The organism is Pseudomonas vanderleydeniana, assembly GCF_014268755.2.
Classification (GTDB): Bacteria; Pseudomonadota; Gammaproteobacteria; order Pseudomonadales; family Pseudomonadaceae; genus Aquipseudomonas; species Aquipseudomonas vanderleydeniana.
In genome coordinates this window covers 3,463,642-3,484,572 of the sequence record NZ_CP077093.1, presented here as the reverse complement: position 1 = coordinate 3,484,572, position 20,931 = coordinate 3,463,642, and the positions used below count along the sequence as shown (strand labels likewise).

Annotated in this window: 24 protein-coding genes; 9 read left to right on the top strand and 15 right to left on the bottom strand. The window is 62.0% G+C overall.

The genetic code is table 11. The features are described from left to right. Window positions 1-5: 5 nt before the first annotated feature. On the top strand, window positions 6-689 hold the full coding sequence (locus HU752_RS15880) for a response regulator transcription factor (RefSeq protein WP_010448343.1): 684 nt from the start codon (window positions 6-8) through the stop codon (window positions 687-689). Then, window positions 667-2,061, top strand: a complete 1,395-nt coding sequence (locus HU752_RS15875; protein WP_186676660.1) for a sensor histidine kinase — start codon at window positions 667-669, stop codon at window positions 2,059-2,061. The genes HU752_RS15880 and HU752_RS15875 overlap by 23 nt, the downstream gene beginning before the upstream one ends. 65 nt (window positions 2,062-2,126) lie before the next feature. Here HU752_RS15875 and HU752_RS15870 read toward each other — a convergent pair whose 3' ends face one another. After that, the gene (locus HU752_RS15870) at window positions 2,127-3,341 is read right to left on the bottom strand and encodes an aldose 1-epimerase family protein (RefSeq protein WP_186676662.1); all 1,215 of its coding nucleotides are present in this window, start codon (window positions 3,339-3,341) and stop codon (window positions 2,127-2,129) included. A 155-nt stretch (window positions 3,342-3,496) separates the two neighbouring features. Then, window positions 3,497-3,994, bottom strand: a complete 498-nt coding sequence (locus tag HU752_RS15865; RefSeq protein ID WP_186676665.1) for a GNAT family N-acetyltransferase — start codon at window positions 3,992-3,994, stop codon at window positions 3,497-3,499. Between the two features lie 139 nt (window positions 3,995-4,133). Here HU752_RS15865 and HU752_RS15860 point away from each other — a divergent pair, with 139 nt between their 5' ends. From HU752_RS15860 to HU752_RS15835, 6 genes are all read left to right on the top strand, one after another. Then, window positions 4,134-4,688, top strand: coding sequence for an ankyrin repeat domain-containing protein (locus tag HU752_RS15860; protein WP_186676668.1), 555 nt, complete (start codon window positions 4,134-4,136; stop codon window positions 4,686-4,688). A 17-nt stretch (window positions 4,689-4,705) separates the two neighbouring features. Continuing rightward, on the top strand, window positions 4,706-5,053 hold the full coding sequence (locus HU752_RS15855; protein ID WP_186676671.1) for a DUF7079 family protein: 348 nt from the start codon (window positions 4,706-4,708) through the stop codon (window positions 5,051-5,053). A gap of 204 nt (window positions 5,054-5,257) precedes the next feature. Further along, on the top strand, window positions 5,258-5,962 hold the full coding sequence (locus tag HU752_RS15850; protein WP_186676674.1) for a hypothetical protein: 705 nt from the start codon (window positions 5,258-5,260) through the stop codon (window positions 5,960-5,962). Between the two features lie 379 nt (window positions 5,963-6,341). Beyond that, window positions 6,342-7,583: a type II and III secretion system protein family protein gene (locus tag HU752_RS15845; RefSeq protein ID WP_186676677.1), complete on the top strand. Its 1,242-nt coding sequence runs from the start codon at window positions 6,342-6,344 to the stop codon at window positions 7,581-7,583. Beyond that, window positions 7,580-8,293 (top strand): tetratricopeptide repeat protein, encoded by a 714-nt coding sequence (locus tag HU752_RS15840; RefSeq protein ID WP_186676680.1) that lies wholly within the window; start codon window positions 7,580-7,582, stop codon window positions 8,291-8,293. The genes HU752_RS15845 and HU752_RS15840 overlap by 4 nt, the downstream gene beginning before the upstream one ends. A gap of 15 nt (window positions 8,294-8,308) precedes the next feature. Next, window positions 8,309-8,575, top strand: a complete 267-nt coding sequence (locus tag HU752_RS15835; protein ID WP_186676683.1) for a DUF3613 domain-containing protein — start codon at window positions 8,309-8,311, stop codon at window positions 8,573-8,575. A 43-nt stretch (window positions 8,576-8,618) separates the two neighbouring features. Here the strand turns inward: HU752_RS15835 and HU752_RS15830 are convergent, their stop codons facing one another. The 12 genes from HU752_RS15830 to HU752_RS15775 form a co-directional block, all read right to left on the bottom strand. After that, window positions 8,619-9,587 carry a type II secretion system F family protein gene (locus HU752_RS15830; protein WP_186676684.1) on the bottom strand — a complete coding sequence of 323 codons (969 nt, stop codon included), beginning with the start codon at window positions 9,585-9,587 and terminating at the stop codon, window positions 8,619-8,621. A 29-nt stretch (window positions 9,588-9,616) separates the two neighbouring features. Continuing rightward, complete coding sequence (locus tag HU752_RS15825) at window positions 9,617-10,603, bottom strand: type II secretion system F family protein (RefSeq protein WP_186676687.1); 987 nt, start codon at window positions 10,601-10,603, stop codon at window positions 9,617-9,619. Continuing rightward, window positions 10,600-12,042, bottom strand: coding sequence for a TadA family conjugal transfer-associated ATPase (locus HU752_RS15820; protein ID WP_186676690.1), 1,443 nt, complete (start codon window positions 12,040-12,042; stop codon window positions 10,600-10,602). Before HU752_RS15820 ends, HU752_RS15825 begins: the two co-directional genes overlap by 4 nt. 3 nt (window positions 12,043-12,045) lie before the next feature. After that, window positions 12,046-13,266 (bottom strand): AAA family ATPase, encoded by a 1,221-nt coding sequence (locus HU752_RS15815; RefSeq protein WP_186676693.1) that lies wholly within the window; start codon window positions 13,264-13,266, stop codon window positions 12,046-12,048. Next, window positions 13,260-13,754 (bottom strand): TadE/TadG family type IV pilus assembly protein, encoded by a 495-nt coding sequence (locus HU752_RS15810; protein WP_186676696.1) that lies wholly within the window; start codon window positions 13,752-13,754, stop codon window positions 13,260-13,262. The genes HU752_RS15815 and HU752_RS15810 overlap by 7 nt, the downstream gene beginning before the upstream one ends. After that, entirely contained in the window at window positions 13,754-14,233 is a 480-nt protein-coding gene (locus HU752_RS15805; protein WP_186676704.1) for a TadE/TadG family type IV pilus assembly protein, read from the bottom strand. Before HU752_RS15805 ends, HU752_RS15810 begins: the two co-directional genes overlap by 1 nt. Before the next feature lie 8 nt (window positions 14,234-14,241). Further along, on the bottom strand, window positions 14,242-15,576 hold the full coding sequence (locus HU752_RS15800) for a TadE/TadG family type IV pilus assembly protein (RefSeq protein WP_186676705.1): 1,335 nt from the start codon (window positions 15,574-15,576) through the stop codon (window positions 14,242-14,244). Between the two features lie 61 nt (window positions 15,577-15,637). Continuing rightward, window positions 15,638-16,462 (bottom strand): Flp pilus assembly protein CpaB, encoded by an 825-nt coding sequence (cpaB, locus tag HU752_RS15795; RefSeq protein WP_186676707.1) that lies wholly within the window; start codon window positions 16,460-16,462, stop codon window positions 15,638-15,640. A 15-nt stretch (window positions 16,463-16,477) separates the two neighbouring features. Further along, window positions 16,478-17,806: a DUF8689 domain-containing protein gene (locus HU752_RS15790; RefSeq protein ID WP_186676709.1), complete on the bottom strand. Its 1,329-nt coding sequence runs from the start codon at window positions 17,804-17,806 to the stop codon at window positions 16,478-16,480. Between the two features lie 2 nt (window positions 17,807-17,808). Further along, entirely contained in the window at window positions 17,809-18,339 is a 531-nt protein-coding gene (locus tag HU752_RS15785; RefSeq protein ID WP_186676717.1) for an A24 family peptidase, read from the bottom strand. Between the two features lie 27 nt (window positions 18,340-18,366). Next, window positions 18,367-18,561, bottom strand: coding sequence for a Flp family type IVb pilin (locus HU752_RS15780; RefSeq protein ID WP_186676719.1), 195 nt, complete (start codon window positions 18,559-18,561; stop codon window positions 18,367-18,369). 148 nt (window positions 18,562-18,709) lie between these two features. Then, a complete protein-coding gene (locus HU752_RS15775) occupies window positions 18,710-18,904 on the bottom strand; it encodes a Flp family type IVb pilin (RefSeq protein ID WP_186676721.1) in 195 nt (64 codons plus the stop codon). A gap of 266 nt (window positions 18,905-19,170) precedes the next feature. On the opposite strand from HU752_RS15775, the gene HU752_RS15770 reads away from it, so the two are divergent. After that, window positions 19,171-20,055 carry a helix-turn-helix domain-containing protein gene (locus HU752_RS15770; protein ID WP_186676722.1) on the top strand — a complete coding sequence of 295 codons (885 nt, stop codon included), beginning with the start codon at window positions 19,171-19,173 and terminating at the stop codon, window positions 20,053-20,055. Window positions 20,056-20,064: 9 nt separating this feature from the next. On the opposite strand, the gene HU752_RS15765 is transcribed toward HU752_RS15770, so the two are convergent. Then, window positions 20,065-20,856, bottom strand: coding sequence for a class I SAM-dependent methyltransferase (locus HU752_RS15765; RefSeq protein ID WP_186676724.1), 792 nt, complete (start codon window positions 20,854-20,856; stop codon window positions 20,065-20,067). Between the last annotated feature and the right edge of the window lie 75 nt (window positions 20,857-20,931).

Below are 20,931 nucleotides of genomic sequence, written 5' to 3'. Positions count from 1 at the left end.
CTGCAATGACCCGCATCCTGACCATTGAAGATGATGCTGTAACCGCCAAGGAAATCGTGGCTGAACTGAGCAGCCATGGGCTTGAAGTGGACTGGGTGGACAATGGCCGTGAAGGCCTGGTACGCGCCGTGAGCGGTGACTATGACCTGATCACCCTCGATCGCATGCTGCCGGAGCTCGATGGCCTGGCTATCGTCACCACCTTGCGGACCATTGGCGTCGCCACGCCGATCCTGATGATCAGTGCCCTGTCCGATGTCGACGAGCGTGTCCGCGGCCTGCGTGCCGGCGGCGACGACTACCTGACCAAGCCATTCGCCTCCGACGAGATGGCCGCGCGGGTCGAGGTGCTGTTGCGGCGCAAGAGCCCCGCCCGTGAATTCGAGACCTCGCTGCGCGTCGCCGACCTGGAACTGAACCTGATCAGCCGCGAAGCCTCCCGCGCCGACCAGTTGCTCAGCCTGCTGCCGACCGAGTACAAGCTGCTGGAATTCCTGATGCGCAACACCGGGCAGATCCTGTCGCGGATGATGATCTTCGAGGAAGTCTGGGGCTATCACTTCGACCCGGGTACCAACCTGATCGACGTGCACATCGGCCGCCTGCGCAAGAAAATCGACAGCCCGGGCCTGCCGCCACTGATCCGCACGGTACGAGGCTCGGGTTATGTCATTGCCGAACCCCTCTAAGGGCTGGCGCTCCTCCACCAGCCGCATGCTGGCGCTGTACAGTTTCCTGTTCGTGGCCTGGAGCTGCAGCCTGATGGGCGTGCTCTACTACGAGGTCTCGGGCTACCTCAATACCCTGGCGCGCCACTCGCTGATGCAGCGCCAGCACCTGTTCTCGCGCTTCCAGGGCCAGCAACTGGTGGACGCACTGACCACCAGCATGACCTTCGACATGCGCGGCGTAGACGCCTACGGTCTGTTCAACGACCAGAAAATGCACCTCAGTGGCCCGATCATGGAGATGCCACCGGACCTGATCATGGACGGTCGCATCCATGAACTGGCCAACTGCATCGACTCCGACGATCCCAACCTGCCGCAGGACAGCTGCGACGCCGTCGCCACCCAGACCCATGACGGCCGCTGGCTGCTGCTGGTGCGTGACAACGGCTCGCTGTTCGGCGTGACGCGGATCATCCTCCACGCCTTGTTCTGGGCGGTTTCGCTGACCATCCTGCCGGGCATTGCCGGCTGGCACCTGCTCAGGCGCCGGCCGATCCGGCGCATCCGCGCGATCCAGGCCAGCGCCGAGGCGATCGTCGCCGGGGACCTCGGCCATCGCCTGCCGCTGTCCAACCGTCGTGACGAGCTGGACATGCTGGCCGCGATCGTCAACGCCATGCTCGACCGTATCGAACGGCTGATGAACGAGGTCAAGGGTGTCTGCGACAACATCGCCCACGACCTGCGCACACCATTGACGCGCCTGCGGGCACAGCTCTACCGCATCCAGCAGCAGGCCCCGGAAGACTCTCCCGAGGCCCTGCAACTGGATGGCGTGATCGCCGAGACCGACACCCTGATGGCGCGTTTCAAGGGGCTGCTGCGGATCTCCGAACTCGAAGACCATCAGCGTCGCTCCGGCTTCGTGGTGCTCGACCCGCTGCCGCTGCTGCGCGAGCTGCATGATTTCTATCTGCCACTGGCGGAGGAAGCCGAGATCAGCCTGCGCCTGGAACTGCCAGCGACACTGCCGTTGATCACCGGCGACCGTGCCCTGCTCTTCGAGGCCCTGGCCAACCTGCTCAGCAACTCGATCAAGTTCACCCCGCCGGGTGGCGAGGTGGTGCTACTGGCCGCGGAAGAGCATGGCAGCACGCGAATCGAAGTGATCGACACCGGCCCGGGCATTCCACCGTCCGAGCGCGATGCCGTGTTCCAGCGGTTCTACCGGTGTGACGATGGCAACCAGCAGAGCGGCTTCGGCCTGGGCCTGTCGATCGTCGCGGCGATCATCAACCTGCATGGTTTCAACCTGAAGATCGGCACGGGCGAACGTACCGGTGCCCGGTTGATCCTGGAGTGCCGGGACAGCCTGATGGCGGTCGACTAGCCGCGCCGGTGATCGGGCCGTTACCGCCGTGACGTGCCCTGATCACCCGAGCGGCTCCGGATAGGTCATTCCTTGCTCAGATCCACCAGTGGCGTACCGCGAACCTCCGTCTTGCGCCCGTCCTGGATCTGCGTCACCCGCTGCACCGCCTTGTCCACGGCCGCCTTGTCCGCCAGCAGGCTGTAGCTGATCTGGAACTGTCGTTGCTGGCCGGCACCAATGGTCGGCACCAACCCCAGTGGACGCTGGTAACGGCGGTTATAGGAGAAGCTGGTACCCGGCTCCAGCCCGGTCACGTAACCCTGGCCCTGGGTGTCGGTGTTTTTCCAGAGGGAGAACACCGGCAACTGCTGTGTGTTGAACCCGACCGAAACCCCGAGGTTTGCGGCCTTGTTGTGCAACACCGCCAGGGTATCGCCCTTGGCATCGGCGTAAGGCACCACGTTATAGACCGTCTCGTCGTAATCCCGGGTCGGCGCGCGATAGGTCTGCCAGTCCGGCAGGTCGCCCTTGGCCTTGTCGTTGAACGGTGACACCTGCTTCACCGGCGCCACGAAGCGCGCGCCCTGCTCCAGGAACGGCGTGCTGAAGTTGTTGTGATACAGCGCCTGGTATTCCTTCGGGTAGTCGCCGTTGTTGGTCAGCGTGTCATTGAGCGCAAAGCTCACGCTACCGGGCAACGTCGACAGCTCGGTGACCACGGAGAAGTCGACTTTCTTGAACGCCTGTTCCTTCAGTTCACCTTGCAGGCGGATGGCATGAGGCGGTTGTTCATCGATATGCAGAGTGACCTTGTTGGCCGGCGTATTCGCCGCCCGTCCATGCAGGGTGAGCAGTTCTCCATTGTCCATTCCCGGATGCCCCACCCACTCGTAGCCGCAGCGCACCACCAATTCGTTGAAGCCCTCCAGCCAACCCAGGCCGCCACGGCCGTTGAGTTCGATAAAGGCCGGATTGACCACTTCCTTGACCGGTGAGTCCCAACCCATGCGCACATTGCCCACGGCGGCGTGCAGAACGTTCATGCCCCGCGTCGGTACCACCGAGAGCTTCATCGTGCCGTTGTCGATATCGACGATGCTGACCCCTTCCTGGCGGCCACCGTGCAAGGTGCGCATCGTTACGGAGAAGGGCTTGTCCGTCTTGATCCCCAACTGCTGGCTGGTGATCTGGCGGTTCTGTGCGGGAGTGTCGCTGTCAAGCAACACGAAGTCCCAGGCCATGGCATGGGAAACGGTGGTCAGGGCGGTGACGCCGAGCAGGAGTCGGAGGGTGTTCATGGGCTGTCCTTGTTGGAATTGTCCGACTTTTATAACGCGAGTGAAACGATTCAGCAAGTAAAGCAGACACAGTCACAATCCAATCCGGGCCTTCGGCTTCCGGGCTGCCCCAGCGGGTTCAGCCCAGTCGCGGATCGCCTGGTTTCGACAGGCTGCTAAAGCGTCAGCACGAATCGATGCCGGTCCCTCGCGCCTTCCTGCGGCGCCGGCTCAATCCAGAATCCGCAACGCTCCAATACCTTTCTGGAACCGATATTGTCCTTGTAGACGTACGCAACCAGCTGCCTGAGTTTCCAATGTTGCCGTGCCTGCCGAACCAGCTGTGCCAGCGCCTGTGTCGCCAGCCCTTGCCCGCCCACATCCAGGCCGACCCGATAGCCAACCTCGGCACAGCCCTTTGCCGAATCGATATCCTTGAGATTGGCCCGCCCCACGATAGTGCCGCTGGCGTCCTCGATGACAAACGGGTGCCAGGTACCGGCGGCAAAACCGGACAGGTAGTCCGCGATATGTGCGGTCACACCCTGCGGCGTGTAAAAGGACGGATCGCGCGCATCGATCTGCGACTCGAACCATGCGCGGTTACGGATTTCAAAGGCCAGTAATGCCTGGGCATCGCCGGCTTCCAGCTTGCGAACGCTGAACGCACTCATTGACCGCTATCTCCCTGATCCGGAACATGCCGTTTGCTTGTCGTGGTGGCAAGGTACCCTACCCTGTCGTACGGTTCCTCATTTTCCACGGCATAGGGTCACGCTATAGTGCCTGGAGCCTCCCCATGAGCGGAACGACATGAGCGCACTGCAGAACCTCGTTGAACAGGCCTACGAACAGGCCAAGCGTGGCAACTGGGACCAGCTCCTCGTCGAATGGAACGAGATCCCCCAGCTTGCCCGACGCTGCTGTCACTACCAGAAGGCTTCTTCCGGCTGGACCTTCTTGCACCAGGCCGCCTACTTTGGTCATGAGACCGCCTGCCGGGCCCTGATCCGCCTGGGTGCCTCGCTCGACAGCGTGACGTACAAGGAACAGACGGCGGCGGACATTGCCCGGGAACAGGGCCATCCCGCCCTATCGGAAACGCTGCGGCACGCGCTTCAGGGCAGCGAATCCCTCTGGGTCAGCCCCAATGACCCGGACCTGCTGCCCAGCAGCCAGCTGTGGCAAGAAGCGATCGAACGTCGTGCGCAGGCGCCGATGCTGGTGGCCTATGCCGGTGGAGCGGTGAGAATCGCCAAGGGCGCCCGATATTATGCGGACTCGTTCGAACGGACCCTGGTAGGCTGGCATGGCACCTATGACCCGCCTTGCGGGATGGATGGCGAATCGGTTTTGCGCCCGGCCTAGCCATGGGAGAGCCGCGCATGAAGGCCGTCGATACGAACCGCCTGAAGATCTGGCAGGCGCTTTCATCGCTGTTTCTCGATACCGAGATCGACGGGCTGACCTACGACGACATCGCACGAACCATCCAGGACACCGGCTACTTACCGGCTGAGGTCCACACGATCCTGTGGTGTGAAGTCTTTCCCATACTGGAGGCGAACCTCAGAAGCGTTGCCGGTGAATGGGCCGGATGGTCGGATGAATGGCTTCTGGAAAACCTCAAGGTGCTCGACAACCCACCGATCAGGAACCGGCGTGGCGCCATCGCCCGGGAGATCGGAAGATGCTGGGAGCAGATAATGCTTCGTTTCCCATACGGTACCTGATCGCTGTGGCAGCAACCCGGGCATCCGCCCGAACACCTGTGCAACGGGCTGAGCGGCTCGGCCCGATATCTCTTTCACCCCATAACCGCGTATCATGAAATAGCTATTCGCCATTACCTATCGATTGAGTGCTCCCCAGACCTCGACCCGACAGATTCGAGATCAGTTCGAAGCTCTTTCGTTTCCATGACAACAGGACGTTCCATGCAGCCGTTGAAAACCCTTCTCGCCATCAGTGCCGTTCTCATCGCCGGCTGTGCCAGCCAGCCGCCAGTACCACCACCGCAATACCCTGGACTGGAAAAGTCCGACAAGATCGCCATCCAGGACCTGCGCCCCCACAGTGAGAGCGAAAAGGAAATCTTCAGCCTGCTGATTACCAGTGATGCCTATGCCATCTATCGTGTGGCGGACACCGCGACCAAACCTACAGGCCCACGCCTGTTGGCTCATCGCGCCTATGAAACACTTCCGGAACTGAACAACCAGCCATCGATCAAGGTGCTGCACTTCGTTGCCTATTCCAACCTGCAATCGCAACTGCGCAAGAACTCGCTGCTGGCCGGCTTTACCGGTCCGATCGGCGTCGCCCTCCTGGCGGACAAGACATTCCCGTCCGCAGATGTCCTGACCACCCAGATCGACAGCCAATCGCTCGATAAGACCGAAGGCAAGGAGGAATACACCCGGGCCTACTTCACTGCCGAGGAAAACCCGAAAAAATCTCCAGTCAATCTCATCTATATCGATACGGAGATGCTCGGCAAACGCGTCACCACCCGCTGCCTGGTTCCGCCCATCGCCTCCAAGCCCTACCTGTATCTGGTAGAGGCCTACGACATGTGCATCTCCAACCACCTGGCGCTGTATCAAGCCAAGACACCGTCAAAGAACACCGCCGCCAACTAACCAGTCAGCGACGGACTTGCGGCCAAGTTCAAGCAAGTCCGTCTCTAGTTCGTCGCAAGTTCGCCAGGCCCGCAACTTCCCGTCCGGGATTTGCGGGCCAACAGGTCCTCTCCCTCCAGTGAAAGTTTTTCCTTGCAATCATGGCGCTTTGCTTTGATTGAACTACCTTTTCAAAAAAGAACAAGCCATACCGGTTTGTATGACTTCCCGTTGTTTTAGTTGTTTTCAGCGACCAGGCGCTGGAGCGGTCAGCCCTGCTCCCCTTGCTCGTGCGCGGTATCGAGGATTTTGCTGGAACCTTTGGTGGTTGGTGTGGGGGGGCATTCTGGGGTATCCCAGTCAGCCCACGGACGGCCTGTTCGGCGAGGATGTACCTATCATGAGTTATCGTACCGTGCCTGCTTTGAAGACAATTTTTCAGGGCCTGTTGTGGATGGGCCTGGGGATGGAAGCGGCCCAGGCCGCCACAGGGAATTGCGCGCAGCTGGGTAACCTGCCCACCGTGTTCGAGGTCGGTCAGGGGCTGCAGGATGAACTGCGCATGCCCGTGCCGATTACGCAACTGGCCGTGGGCGATCCCAAAATCGCCGACGTGCAAACCAGCGGCGGCAGCGCCTTCATCCTCACCGGCATGGCCCCGGGAGCCACCAGCCTGATGGTCTGGACGGCCTGCTCGCCGACGCCCCGCCAGAGCATGGTGTTCGTCAAGGGCAAGGCCACCTCGGCGTTGACCAGCGTGTCGACGGTCCCCTCCGAGGACCCGCTGCTGCCCAGCCAGGTGCAAACCGATATTCGCTTCGTCGAAGTCAGCCGAACCAAATTGAAAGAGGCCAGTACGTCGATTTTCGGCAAGAGCGGCAACTTCCTGTTCGGCTCTCAGGGCACCGTGCCCGGCGTGACAGTGACCCCTGGCCAGATTGGCAACCTGGCCCCCAACATCCCTCTCAACAACAGCTCGTTCAATATCGGTATTGGCGGCGGCAATGTGCTGGGGTTGATCAACTCTCTGGAAGGCAGCGGCTTCGCCTACACCCTGGCCCGGCCCAGTCTGGTCGCCCTCAGCGGGCAGAGTGCAAGCTTCCTGGCCGGCGGCGAAGTACCGATTCCGGTGCCCAGCTCGGGCAGCAACACCATTTCCATCGAGTACAAGGAATTCGGTGTCCGCCTGACCCTGACGCCGACCATCATCGGCAGCAGCCGCATCGCGCTGAAGGTGGCTCCCGAAGTCAGCGAGCTGGACTACACCAACGGCGTGCAGATCTCCGGCATCGTGGTGCCGGCGCTGACCGTTCGCCGTACCGATACCAGCATCTCCCTGGCCGATGGCGAAAGCTTCGTCATCAGCGGCCTGATCAGCAGCCGCAACACCGCCCAGGTGAACAAGTTCCCCGGGCTGGGTGATATCCCGGTGCTCGGCGCCTTCTTCCGCAACAATACGCTCAACCGAGATGAGCGCGAGTTGTTGATGATCGTCACCCCGCATCTGGTGCAACCGCTGGCAGCCAACGCCAAGCTCCCTTCATTGCCCGGCGAACAGCTGCGCAACTACGACCCGAACTTCTACCGCATGTACTTTCTGGAAAGCGGTGATTTCGACAATCGCATGGGACTCTCGCAATGAAAACGGTCATTGCCCTGGCGGCCACGGTGGTGCTCAGCGGTTGTGCCAGCAATCTCGTGTCGTCACGCCCGGCCAACTGCACCCCGCCCCCTTCGGACCAGCAACTGACCTTGAACCTGGCCGACGAGATGATCAACGATGGCCGCTTGTATGCCAGCCTGGCGAACCTGGAGGGCCTGCCCGACGACCTGGTCCAGGTTCGGCTGCGCAAGGCGCGCATCCTGCGCCTGCTTGGGCGTAATGATGCCGAGCCCTTGTACAAGGGACTGCTGGGTACCTGTCTGGCCGCCGAAGGAGAGCATGGCCTTGGCCAGTTGGCGGCGGCCAGGAACGACAACGCGGCGGCGCTGGAGCACCTCGAGCGGGCTGCGAGGATGTCCCCTACCGACGAGAAGATCCGCAACGACCTGGGAGTCGTCTACCTCAACCAGCGCCGGGTCAACGATGCCCGCTTCGAGTTCATGACCGCCATGGAACTCAAGCAGGCCGACTCGCTGGCCGCCTTCAACATGGTGACGCTGCTGATCTACCAGGATAACTGGAAGCAGGCCGCAGAGCTGGCGAGTCGCGCCAACCTGAGTCCGAAACAGGTCAGCGAAGCCCAGTCACGCGCGGCCAGGATCAAGGCCCAGGCACCGAAAGTGGTGGCCTCCGAAGGCACACGCCCGGTACAGGGCGTCGATACCTCGGCCGGCAGTGCAATCAAGTAGAAACGAGGAATCGAGATGAATAGCAGAAGGTGGTTGATCGTGTCCCTGGCCTGCCTGTCCTCGACCGCCTGGGCGATCGAACCGGGCCCGGCCTCGGACCAGCAGCAGGTCACCGAACAGTGGCTGCAACTGCAGATTCGCGGTGTCGTGGCCTCCCCCAAGCTGCAGACCGCTTCGGCCACCGAGCGTGACCTGGCCATGCAGCGTTGGCTCAACAGCTACAACTACCCCATTCCCGAACGTTACGATCAAAAGGCATCGGGAAGCATCACCAGCAAATGAGCCAGCCGGAGGGCTGGCTCGTCGACACGCCAGGGTCCAGCGATCATGGCGTGCCGAACGCCTGGAACACCCCGATCATGGCCGGACCGATCGCGATCAGGAAGAAGCTCGGCCACAGGCAGAAGATCAGTGGGAAGATCAGTTTGGTGCCAATCTTCGCGCCCTTCTCTTCGGCCGCCTGCGTGCGCCGGTCACGGAATTCATCCGCATAGATACGCAGGGTCTCGGCCACGCTGGTGCCAAAGCGGATGCTCTGCGCCAACAGGCTGACCAGCCCCTGCACATCCTCCAGGCCAGTGCGCACCGCCAGTTGCTTGAGTGCCTCGGTATTGCTGACCCCGGCACGAATCTGCGCATTGACCAGCGCCAGTTCCTCGGCCAGCTCGACCTGGCTGACGGCCATCTCTTCGGCCACCCGCTCGATGGTCGTTGGCAACGCCAGGCCCGACTCGACACAGACCACCATCAAGTCCAGCGCATCCGGAAACGCCGCGCGCAGCCGGCTCTGCCGTGCCTGCTTGCGCTTGCTGACGTACAACGCCGGCAGCAGCCAGGCGACACCGGCCACCATGACCAGCAACAGCAGGCCCGTCACCAGCGAGAGCCTGGGTACCAGCGGCAGCACCAGCACCCCGACACCCAGCAGCGTCAGGGGCAGCAACAGGCGCACCGCCCAATACATCTGTACTGCCGAGGACGAGCGATACCCGGCATGGATCAGCAACAACCGGGTTTCAGAGGTCTGCGCAGTCTCGGTCGAACCGAAATGCTGCCCCACCCGCTCCAGCAACAGCTGCAGGCTACCCGGCGCCTCCGGCCCCGCCGTGCCACCGAACTGCCCCCGCTTGATCAATGCCAGGCGACGCTGCATGGGGTCCTGCAGCCCCATCACCAACAGGATGACGGTGACCACCGCCAGTACCGTACTCAAACCGATCGCACTGACGAACAACAGCCGAGCCAGCGCTTCATTCCCCGTCACCCGACTGAACAACCCGAGCAGATAGTCCATGACTCGCACCTCCAGATGGTGAGAACCGCTTAAACCTGGATCCGAATGATTTTGCGGATCCAGAAAATCCCGACCAGCATGGCGCAGAAGGCGCCAACGATCAGTTTGTGGCCCACCGGGTCATTGATCAGCACCGGCAGGTAGCTGGGCGTGGTGACCAGGATCACCGCCGCCAGCACGAAGGGAATCGATACCAGCACCCAGGCCGACATGCGCCCCTCGGCCGACAGGGTCTTGATCTTGCGCTGAAAGCGAAAGCGTCCGCGGATCAACCGGCTCAGGCGCTCCAGGACTTCGGTCAGGTTGCCGCCGGTTTCGCGGTGGATCAGGATCGAGGTCACCAGCATCATCACCGTCATGCTCGGCATGCGTTCGAGCAGGCCGAGCATCGCCCGACGGACATCATTGCCGTAGTTGATGTCGGCGAACGTCAGGCCGAACTCATGCGCCACCGGCCCCTTCTGGTCCTCGGAGACCAGCCGCAGGGTTTCGTTGAACGGGTGGCCGGCGCGCAAGGCACGGCACATCGCATCCAGTGCATCGGGCAAGCCCGCCTCGAAGTCGGCGAAGCGCCGGTTACGGTCCCTGAAGATCTTCAGCAGCGGCAACCAGGCCACCGCCAAGGCCATGAGCAGTGCCCCCCACCAGATCGACGTGAACATCAGGCCGAGCAAGCCTGCGCCCAGCCCCAGGGCGATCATCAGCAACAGCACCCGATAGGCCCGGTAGTCATGTCCGGACTGCTCGATCAGTTGCGTCAGGTCGGCCATGAACGGCAGTTGCTCGAATGCCGCCTCCAGGGGCGACAGGCGCGTCAGGTACTTCTGGCGCAGCACGGTCTGCATGTTCGGCAGGTTGTTGGCCTTTTCCAGTACATGCAGGCGGCTGCGAATGCGCTTGCGCATCCTGCTCGCCTCGCCGAAAACCGGTACCACCACGCTCTGGGCGAGCAGGAAGGCGGCGATGAACACCATGCCGAGAAATATCAGGATGAATTCACCGGAAATGTGGTTCATGACTGCCGACCCTCCATCCACTCGGGCCGGAACAGCGAGAGCGGCAGTTCGATACCGCGCTTGGCCAGCACTTCGCGAAATGACGGGATCATCCCGCTGGGCCGATAGTCGCCCTGCACTTCACCCTGCTCGCCCACGCCACTGCGGGCAAAGGAGAAGATTTCGCTCATGGTGATGATCTCGCCCTCCATGCCATTGATTTCCTGGACGCTGACCAGGCGCCGCTTGCCGTCCTCCTGGCGCTCGAGCTGAACCACCACATCGATGGCCGAGGCGATCTGCTGGCGCATGGCCTTGATCGGGAATGTGGCCCCGGTCATCGACACCATGTTCTCGATACGCCCCAGTGCATCCCGCGGGGTATTGGCGTGGATGGTGGTCAGGGAGCCGTCGTGCCCGGTATTCATGGCGGTGAGCATGTCCAGCGCTTCAACACCGCGGACTTCGCCGATAACGATGCGGTCGGGGCGCATCCTGAGGCTGTTGCGCACCAGCTCACGCTGACTGACCTCACCGCGCCCCTCGATGTTGCAGGGACGGGTTTCCAGGCGTACCACGTGAGGCTGCTGCAATTGCAGCTCGGCGGAGTCCTCGATGGTGACGATCCGCTCGTTCACCGGGATGTAGCTGGACAATACGTTGAGCAGGGTCGTCTTGCCGCTGCCGGTACCGCCGGAGATCAGGACGTTCAGGCGACCGCGCACGATCGCCTTGAGCAGCAGCGCAATGGCGGGGGTCAGGGTGCCGACCTGGATCAGGCTGTCGGTATTGAGCAGGTCCACGGCAAAGCGGCGGATCGACATGCTCGGTCCGTCGATCGCCAGCGGTGGAATGATCGCATTGACCCGCGAGCCATCCTTGAGCCGGGCATCCACCAGCGGCGAGGACTCGTCGATACGCCGCCCCAGGCTGGAAACGATGCGGTCGATGATGTTCAGCAGATGCTGGTCGTCACGAAAACGTACGTCGGTGCGCTGCAACTTGCCAAAGCGCTCGACATACACCGAGGCATGGCCGTTGACCAGGATATCGGACACGCTGTGGTCGGCCAGCAGCGGTTCCAACGGCCCCAGGCCGAGGACCTCGTCGGTGATCTGCTTGATGATCAACTGGCGACTGACCGAACTCACCGGTGCCGAATACTCGTCCAGCAGGCGCTGGCAGATCTCGCGGATCTGCCGCGCGGCCTCGGTCTGCTCCAGGGCATCGAGCAGCGACAGGTCCATCACCTTGAGCAATTGCTGGTAGATCTTTTCCCGCCACTCGGCCTCCACGGCAGTGACCTGGCTCTTGGTCTCGTAGGGAACATCGGGAGCCGACTGTTCCCACGCCATCAGTTGCGCGGCCGGAGCCTGCGGCTCATCCCCCTGCTGGACCGCCAGTGCGGCAAGAGGCTTGCCGGGCTGTTTACGCAAGCGGTTACGAAATTCGCTGATCATGGGTCACCCCCTGAAAATACGGTTGAAGGCGCGCTTGAACAGGCCGTTGTTTCCGGCCAGTGGATTGCCGTACAACTGTCCGGTCATCTCGCGCATCGCCACGGTAATCGGCGCCCGCGGAGCCTGCAGCCCCAGCGGCACGCCCGAGTTCTGGCTCTGGTTGACCAGGCCGAAGTCATTGGGCAGTTTCAACAGGTTGACGCAGCGCAGGGCCTCACCGATGTCCTTGAGGCTCACCGGCGCCGACTTGTCATAACGATTGACCACCACCTGCAACTGATCCCCACGCACCCCCAGGTCCTCGCGAAGAATCCGCATCAGGGGGCTGGCATCACGCAGGTGGCAGACACTCTGCTGGACCACCACGTAAACCCGGTCCGCCTGTTCCAACACCGAACCGGTGAGATGGTCGATCTGCCGCGGCAGGTCGACCACGACCCAGTCGTAGCTGGCACGGGCCAGTTGCAGCAAGGTGTCGACCTGCTCCGGCTGGGCGTCCTGGGCCAGACACAGCTCACCGGCGCGTCCTCCCAGCACATGCAGGGTCGGGCTGAAATGGCTGCAGAATCCGCGCAGCGCCACGCTGTCCATTCCATCGACCTGCTGCAGCACCTCCAGGTGACTGTGCGACTGCGCCACCTCCAGGTAATGCGCCACGCTGCCGAACTGCAGGTCCATGTCCAGCAACAGGGTGTTGCTGTTCTTGAGGCTGAGTTGATGGGCCAGGTTGCACGCCAGCAGCGTCCCGCCGGAGCCACCCTTGGCGCTCATCACCGCAATCAGCTTGCCTTGCGCCCCCGTACTGGCATGGGCCTCGGCGACCAGCCGGTTCAGGGCCGCGACCAACTCCATCTCGGCGATCGGCTCGGGCAGGACGTCCCGGGCACCGGCCTGCATCGCCAGGCGCATGGCCTCCTGCTCGTTCAGCAACCCGCACACCAGCAACGGCGGACGTTCATGGGCCGGGCGCTGGAGCAGTGCCGCCAATTCTTCGCGCCACAGGTGGCTGACGCGCAACAGCAGCAGGTCGGGCATCCGTTCCAGACCGTAGAGCGGGTCGACATGCCCGTTGCTCACCAGGCGGGTGCTGACTTCCAGGCTGGGAATGCGTTGGCACACGCCCTGCAGATCACGCAGTGCGGTGGTATCGCGGCTGCTGATGAGCAGGCGCAGCCCGGATTTGCCGCTCGCGAGGGTTAACGGATTTTCCTTCATGTTCAGCATGGCGTGACCTCCCCCGATTCGGAGTGATGCCCCAGGGCTTCGCGTGGCTGCACCGCCCTGAAGGTGGGCAAGGTGATGGCCACGCCAAGGCCGGGAATGAACAGGTTGAATACGTAGCCCGACAGGCTCAGCTGGACATAGCGGATGGCCCGAAACCCTGTGGTGCTGGTGGTGTCGGAGGGGTTGGTGACCACCGCACCGTTGGCATCCAGGTAGGTCAGGGAAAGATTCGTGGTGTTGAGGTTGGTCACCAGCGGGCTGGGCCCGGTGTTGCCCGGCGCGTTGTAGATGGCCCGCTGCAGGACGGCCGGGTCGCTGATGTTGCACACCGCCGCCAGCCGTGCGCCACGCCGTACCGACTCGTCCAGGGTATTGACCGTGAAATACAGGCGTCCCATCTCCAGCACGCCGAACAGCACGATGAATACCAGCAGGCCAACCAGGGCGAACTCGACCGTGTAGAGCCCGCTCATATGTTTGCGATTCATCACAGCACCCTCATGACAGTGGTGGCAACCAGCGGAATGCTCAATGCAATCGGCGTAGGAAAAAGGCCGCGGATCGATCCGGTGCAGGCGCCACCCCCGATGACCGGGCAGAAGGTGTAGTTGATCGTGACTTGCACATGGTCGGTGCCCAATGCACTGACCGTCACATTGGCAGTCGTCAGCCCCGATACCACGGCGGTGCCGGTGTTGCTCGGCACGCCGTAGACCGCCACGTTCTGCGTCTGGGTCTGCAGCGAGCTGCTCAGCGCAACGGTACCCAGCGTCGGGTTCCACGCCTGGCCGGCGACAAAACGCCCGGCATCACGACTGGCCTGCAGCAGGGTGTTGTACTGAAACAGCATCCGGCCGAACTCGCCCAGGGCCAGCAACAGGAGCAGCATCAACGGCAGCACCAGGGTGAACTCGAGCAATGCCAGACCTTGCTGTTGCCTGGCGGCCTTGAACGCATGAAGTCCCATGACGCCTCCTACGAGTCATTGCTCGGAGTGCCGCTGCCATTGATATAGGTCTTGTAGAGCTGAATGATCAGCGGCCCGGTATCGCCCGAGGGGTTTGGACCCGGTACGTTGTCACCGGAGCATTCGCTGACGAATTGCCCGAAGATCTCCGAGGTGGTCCCGGTACCACCGGCCGGCTGCACGACGAAGTAGCAGCCGAAGCCGAGCACCGGGATCGAGGTGGCGCCGTTGTTTTTTCCACTACAGTCACCAATCACGATTTTCAGCATCCGCCGCTCAAAGACCCCGTTGCTCTGGCAACCGCTGCCCGTACCGGCGACACAGGCCGCCGTACTTGCCCGCCATTCGTTGTAGCCCAGCACCGTCTGGCTACCGGCCGTGAGGGTGCCGTTGTTCGAGGTGATGGTCTGGCCGTTGTACTGCAGGTCCCCCGAGTTGTTGGCGATCACCGGGGTGCTGTAGCTGACGACCAGGTCAGGCGGATAGTCGGAGGCCTTGACGCCCCCCGCGTACTGGCCAAAACGGGTGTTGAGGCCCTGGGAGGTTGGGCCGACCTTGTTGCCCGGTGAAGTCGTGACGTTTTGTCCGACCGTGCGGCACTCCGAGCCACCACCGGCCAGGTCTTCCCGAACGGTGCTGCCCCCCGAACCGAAATCGAGCAGTTGGAAGTTGCCCGGGCCAATGGCCGACGAGGTACCCGACGCGGTTTTCAGGTCCTGCAGGTCGCCAAATCGATAGCCCCAGAAGTTGCCTGCGCCCGGGTTGTACTGGCTGGGATCGCCACACACCATCAGAGGGGCCAGATCACAGGGGCTGGTGGGGCTGGGGCCGGCGGTGGCCATTGCCGCCACGGCCTTGTTGCCCAGGCCCGGGGTCCCCAGTGACTGGACGAAACTCCAGAAAAAGCCGGTCAGGCGATAGCTCGACACCGTTACCCTGACATAGGTGGCATCGGCGGGCCCTGGATAGGAGAACGGCCCGTAGACACTGTTCGCCAGTTCCACCACGGCGAAACTACCGGCGTTACCGCCGATCGCCGCCGCCAGCTCGGTGTTGCCGCTGGCGTTGGCGTTGAGTGTCAGGGTATTCAACGCCGCGGCGCGCGTGGTACTGGCGATACCGGTACCACCGCTGACCTGGCTCAAGGTCTTGGCACCGCTGAGGGCCGCGGCATCCACGGCATTCTGCAGGCGGGTCTTGTTCAGCAACATATGCCCGCCGTCCAGCGCCAGCGCTGCCAGCATGGTGATCGCCGCCAGGGCGATGACCATCAGGACGGTCACCGACCCGCGCTGACTCTCGGGCATCGGTGAAAACCGGAGTTGAATTCGAGGACACATCATCAGTCCCTCACTGGCCGTTACCGAATCTCATCGCCCGCCCCGCGCCTGGCGGGGCGTTCACTCACTGCACATTGACCACGTGGGATTCGATACCGCGGATCACGGTGATGGTCCCGCCGGTGCTGTTGCGGCGACGCACCGCGGGCTTGGGCTGCACTGCGCTGGCTACGGTGACCGGTGGTTCAACACGGGCGACGGATTCGACAGGCGCAGCCGCCACCGGTTTCTTGTCCACGGTCAGCGGATTGCGCAGGGCCAACTGCAACTTGCCTTCGGTCTGCGCCGTCACCAGGCTTTCCGCCTCGGCAGCACTCATTTCCAGCGTCACCGCACGCACCACCACCGGCTGGGTCTTGTCGGTACCGGCGGTCTGGTCCACCGCCAGCACCCGCAGGTTCTCGAGGATGGTCCTGGACACGGCGTTGTTGCTGTTGCCATCGGTGTGCTTGGTCGCCAGCACATCGACCCGGTTGCCCGGCAGCAGGAACCCACCCACGCCGACCACATCGTCCACCCTGACGGAAATCGCACGCTTGTCCGGCGCGATGAGCGAAGCCAGGGTGCTGCCCCCCAGGTGCTCGCTCAAGCGAGCCCCGCGCACGATGTCACCGCGCAGGATGTCGAACGTGGCGATCTTGCCCACCGCTTTTTCAGTGGTGTCCAGGGCATCGTCCGGGATGGCATCGATGGGCATGCGCACGGTGGTGACCTGCTGGGCCTCGACCATCTGGCCGAACGGAATCTCCACGGTGGAGACCACCACGCTGCGCAGGTGGTCGTCGGGACTGGCATTGAGCCGTGCGCTCAACCAGGAGTTGGCCATCCAGGCGGCGCCCAGGCCCATGACCAGGGAAACACCAATCAGGGTTGCAGTACGAGAACTCATGTCTGTATCTCCCACTCAGAGAAAGTCGAGCTGGACGAAATAGTTGCGCCAGGCCCAATCCAGTTCCTGGGGCGACAGTGGCCCGCTGCCGCCCTGGTAACGCTGGCGATCGAGTGCCATGTTCAACAGGTCGCGCGGATGGCAAGGCACCAGCGGCATGCCCTCGACGGCGTAGAGTTTCTGCAGGGCGTAACGCACCAGCATCGGGTCATGCCGTATCCCCAGGCGTTCGCATTCCTGCTGCCAGATCTGCTCATACTGTTCGGGCCTCAGGTAACCGAACTGCAGCTTGTAGCCAATGCGCCGAAGAAAGGCCTCGTCGGCCAGTTCCAGAGGGTTGAGGTTGGTGGAGAACACCAGGATCAGGTCGAACGGCAGCTCACAGTGGCGCCCGCCGCCCAGGTTGAGAAAGTCGCGCTTCTCCTCCATCGGCACGATCCAGCGGTTGAACAACTCGGCCGGCGTCATGCGCTGGCGGCCCATGTCGTCGATGATGAACAAGCCATTGCTGGCCTTGAGTTGCAGCGCCGCCTGGTACTGGCGGGTGAAGGGGTCATAGCGGATGTCAAGCTGCTCCATGCTCAGCTCACCGCCGGTGATGACCAGTGGACGCTTGCAACGCAGCAGTCGGCGGTCGATGCCCTTGTTGAGCATCAGGTTGTTCAGCTGAGCATCGTCATCCAGGCGCTGGTGCACCTGCGGGTCATAGATCTCGACCACCGATTCATTGATCGCGATGGCCTGGGGCACCCAGATGGGATCGGCGAACAGGCGAATCAGGCGGCTGCTGACGTAGGTCTTGCCGGTACCGGCCGGGCCATAGATCATCAGCGCCCGCCCGGAATTGAGCGCCACGCCCAACTGATCGAGCATCTGCTCGGTGAGCACCACGCCATCAAGCGCCATGCGCATGTCGTGCGCACCGATCTTGCCATGATGGATGGTCTGCAATTTGAGCAGCGAACGGTAGGTGCTCACCGGAAACGGTGCGGCGCCAATGTAGCCGCTGCGCGACAGCGCATCGCGGGCGGAACTGCGCCCGCGTTCAGTCAGGCCATAACGCAACGTTTGCCCGCCCGTCTGCGCTCCGGCCTGGCCCAATACCTCGACACGGCCATCCTTGCGCAGGAACGCCAGGACTTCCTCCAGCACGGCCCCGGTCAGTGCCAGGCGCTCCACCAGCCGTGGCATGTCCAGCACGCCGGCATCATGCAGGTGTTTGCAGACCAGGTCACCGAGAAAGCTGTCGGTCAGCCCTGTCTCGCTGATCGTGCAAGGTTGGGGAGCGAGGCGCTGCACCGCTTCTCGTTCACTGTGATAAAGATCACTCTCGACGATGCGCATGACTAACCTCCCAACCCATTGGAAAAGAGTTGCCAGCTGAGGGTATTCAAAGTGCCGAACAAGATGGCGATTGAATAAGGGAAAGGCTTGCCGGCGACTTCATCCGAAGTCGGCGCCAGATAAGCCTGCGCTCTCATGATCAGCCAGTAACGCCCCAAGGTTTTCAATAGTTGACCGCGAAACAGTACGATTAGAAAACCGCATATACCTCCGGCCATCAAACTGAATAACGCCGCCCACATGGCATAATGCAAAGGTAGAAAACTACCGACCATGGCCATCAACTTTACGTCACCAGCGGCCATGCCCCCGACCGCATACATCGGTATGAAAAGAGCAAAGCAGACCAGTACGCTCAACAAGCCATTACCTAATCCGCTCATACCTCCCGAGTAAAACTGACCGACCAATCCCAGGGCAAGTCCCAACAGGACCAACATGTTGGGGATACGGTGGCGAAGCAGATCGCTCACCACCGCCACGCCAAGCAGTCCTATCAGCAAAACAGTAGAAGCCAGCAGTTCCGTGGACATGGCGCGTCTCCCAGGTGGGATGAGTCGTTAGCACGCAACGTTGTTGTTTACGGCCTGGCAAAGCGCCTGGATCTTGGTGTTCACCGCACCACCGAGCAGCGTGAACGCAACGGCCACCGCGACCGTAATCAGCCCGCCCGCCACCGCGTACTCGACAATGGTCAGGCCATTGTCATCTGCAGCGAACTTGCGCATGGCGCTTCTTATTGTTTGCAGTGTCATTTTGCACACCTCACTTGAGCAGTCATTCAACCCATTTTGGCGGGAACAGATTCAAGTGCTTAAAATCATCCGGTGGCACCCTCTTTAAACAGTTGCCACCGGTTACTCAGGTAACTGAGCCGCGTCCCACCGCAACAAGCCAGGGTGATCAGCAGGCAACGTTATTATTCACGGCCTGGCACAGCGCCCTGATCTTGGTATTCACGGCACCGCCCAAAAGAACGAATGCAGCGGCTACCGCTACCGTAATCAGGCCACCTGCCACTGCATACTCGACAATGGTCAGCCCATCTTCATCTTTGGCGAACTTCATTACCGAAGCCTTGATAGTTTGAAGAGTCATTTCGCACACCTCATTCGCTTGTTGTTATTACGGGGCAGCAGCTCTTTTCGAACTGCTTGTGGCTACCTTAGTCAGGGCACTTGCGAGGGGGTTAGGAGGATTTTGCGTATCGCTAGGACTTTTTTGCGGGCCTGCCGGGCAGCCGGCGAGACATAGAACACAAGGAACTGAGTGTCGTTCTTTTAATCAGGATTCAATCTGAACAGCTGATGGCACATTGGCGATACTGTTCACTGGATGGCCGTACGAACCTCAGAGCAGAGCGCATGACGTCGAAGGTGACCCGAAAACCATCACTGCTGTGGCTCGATCGGACCCATGATCGAAGCACCACCGAGCTCATCAGGCAGTTTGAGCAGGCCTGCGACTGCACACTGGCCCAGGAGCCCGTTTTTTCGGGCAAGATCCACGCCGACATGATCTGCATTCACTTCGACCGCCCCGACACACCGGGCCTGAGAATGCTTTTGGAGATCAAGCAGACGGCGCCCACCATTCCCATCACCATGTTCACCGTACAGCACTCCGAAGAGCTGGCCGTATGGGCCATGCGTTCATGCGTTTGGGAATACATGGTATTGCCTTTGACTGTCGCCGAAAGGAATCGCTATCTGGCCGCAGTGCTGCAGCTCCACGAGCTGCGCCGGCCGGCCAACGAGCAGCGTAAGACCCCGCGAATCGATCATTCGCCGACCTTGCCGGGCAGCATCCGGATGACGGCGGACCACCAGAAGCACCAGGCGCTGAGCCATGTGCTGTTGTACATCGACCAGCACTTTCGCGACAGCATCGACCAGAAGGAACTGGCCACGCGCTGCGGCATGACCACCTTCCGCTTCAGCCGCCTGTTCAAGGAAACCTACGGGCTCGGTTTCACCGACTACATCCTGAACAAGCGCATGGACTTCGCCAAGCAGTTGCTGGACAACAGCCAGATGCCCATCACCAGCATCGGCTATGAGGCAGGCTTCAAGGACCCCTCCTACTTCGCCCGCGCCTTCAAGCAGTTTGTCAGTTGCACCCCCAGCGAATACCGCCTGACTCGCCAGTTCGGCGCCCGTGCGATGATCGAGCCGGCGCAGGACAATGTGACCACCGAGATGCTCGAGAGCCTGGTGCAGACGCTCGGCGCCGAACCGGTGGAGGGCTGAGGCCACAAGTCAGTATTGCCGGACGCGACCTTTGACTGCATTCGCCCGTGCACTGTAGGTGATACGCCCCTCGGCATCTGCCGGCAGACGCTCGCGTACCCGCGCCTTGAGCGATTCCAGATCCTCACCCGTCAGCCTGGCCAGCGTCGCCCCGACACTCGGCGCGCCACGCGCCGTCTCCCAGAAATCGTCGAAGTCGGCGAAGGTGCGGCTGACCTCGATCGCGCGAGTCTCGATATCATCCAGACCGGCCTCCGCCCACAGGTTGCGCATGTCGTCGATCCGCGAGGCCTCCGGGCTGGGTGGCTTGGGCACCGCAATTCCCAGCCCGCGAATTTCCGATAGCAGCGCGTCATAGGGGAAACCACCGCCGTACATGTCCCAGGCATAGGCGGCAACCACACCGCCTGGGCGCACGACCCGCGCCATCTCGGCAACGCCCTTCGCCGGCTCGGGGACGAAGAAAATCACCAGCGGCATTACCGCGATATCGAATGAGTCCTCGCCATAGGGCAGCGCCATCGCATCACCCTCAATGAACTTCACGTTGCCCAGCGCAGGCCGGGTACGTGCATAAATCAACTGTTGCGCGGAGGGATCGACACCCTCCACCGCCACCGGTGCAGAGTGCCCGATCAGCATCTCGGTGAAGGCACCATTGCCACAGCCGACGTCCAGCCAGCGCTGACCGCGAGCCGGAGCGATCCAGTCAAGGAAGGCCTCCCCGGCCAGTTGGCTCCACTTGCCCATGTAGCGCTCATACGAAGCGCCATCATCGAAGCGAATCTGTTCGGTTTTCATGTGAGTCATCCTGGGTAGCAGTTGTTAGAGCGAATGAAACGGCTGTTGTTGTCCAAGGGCGTTGCGCCCACCCGG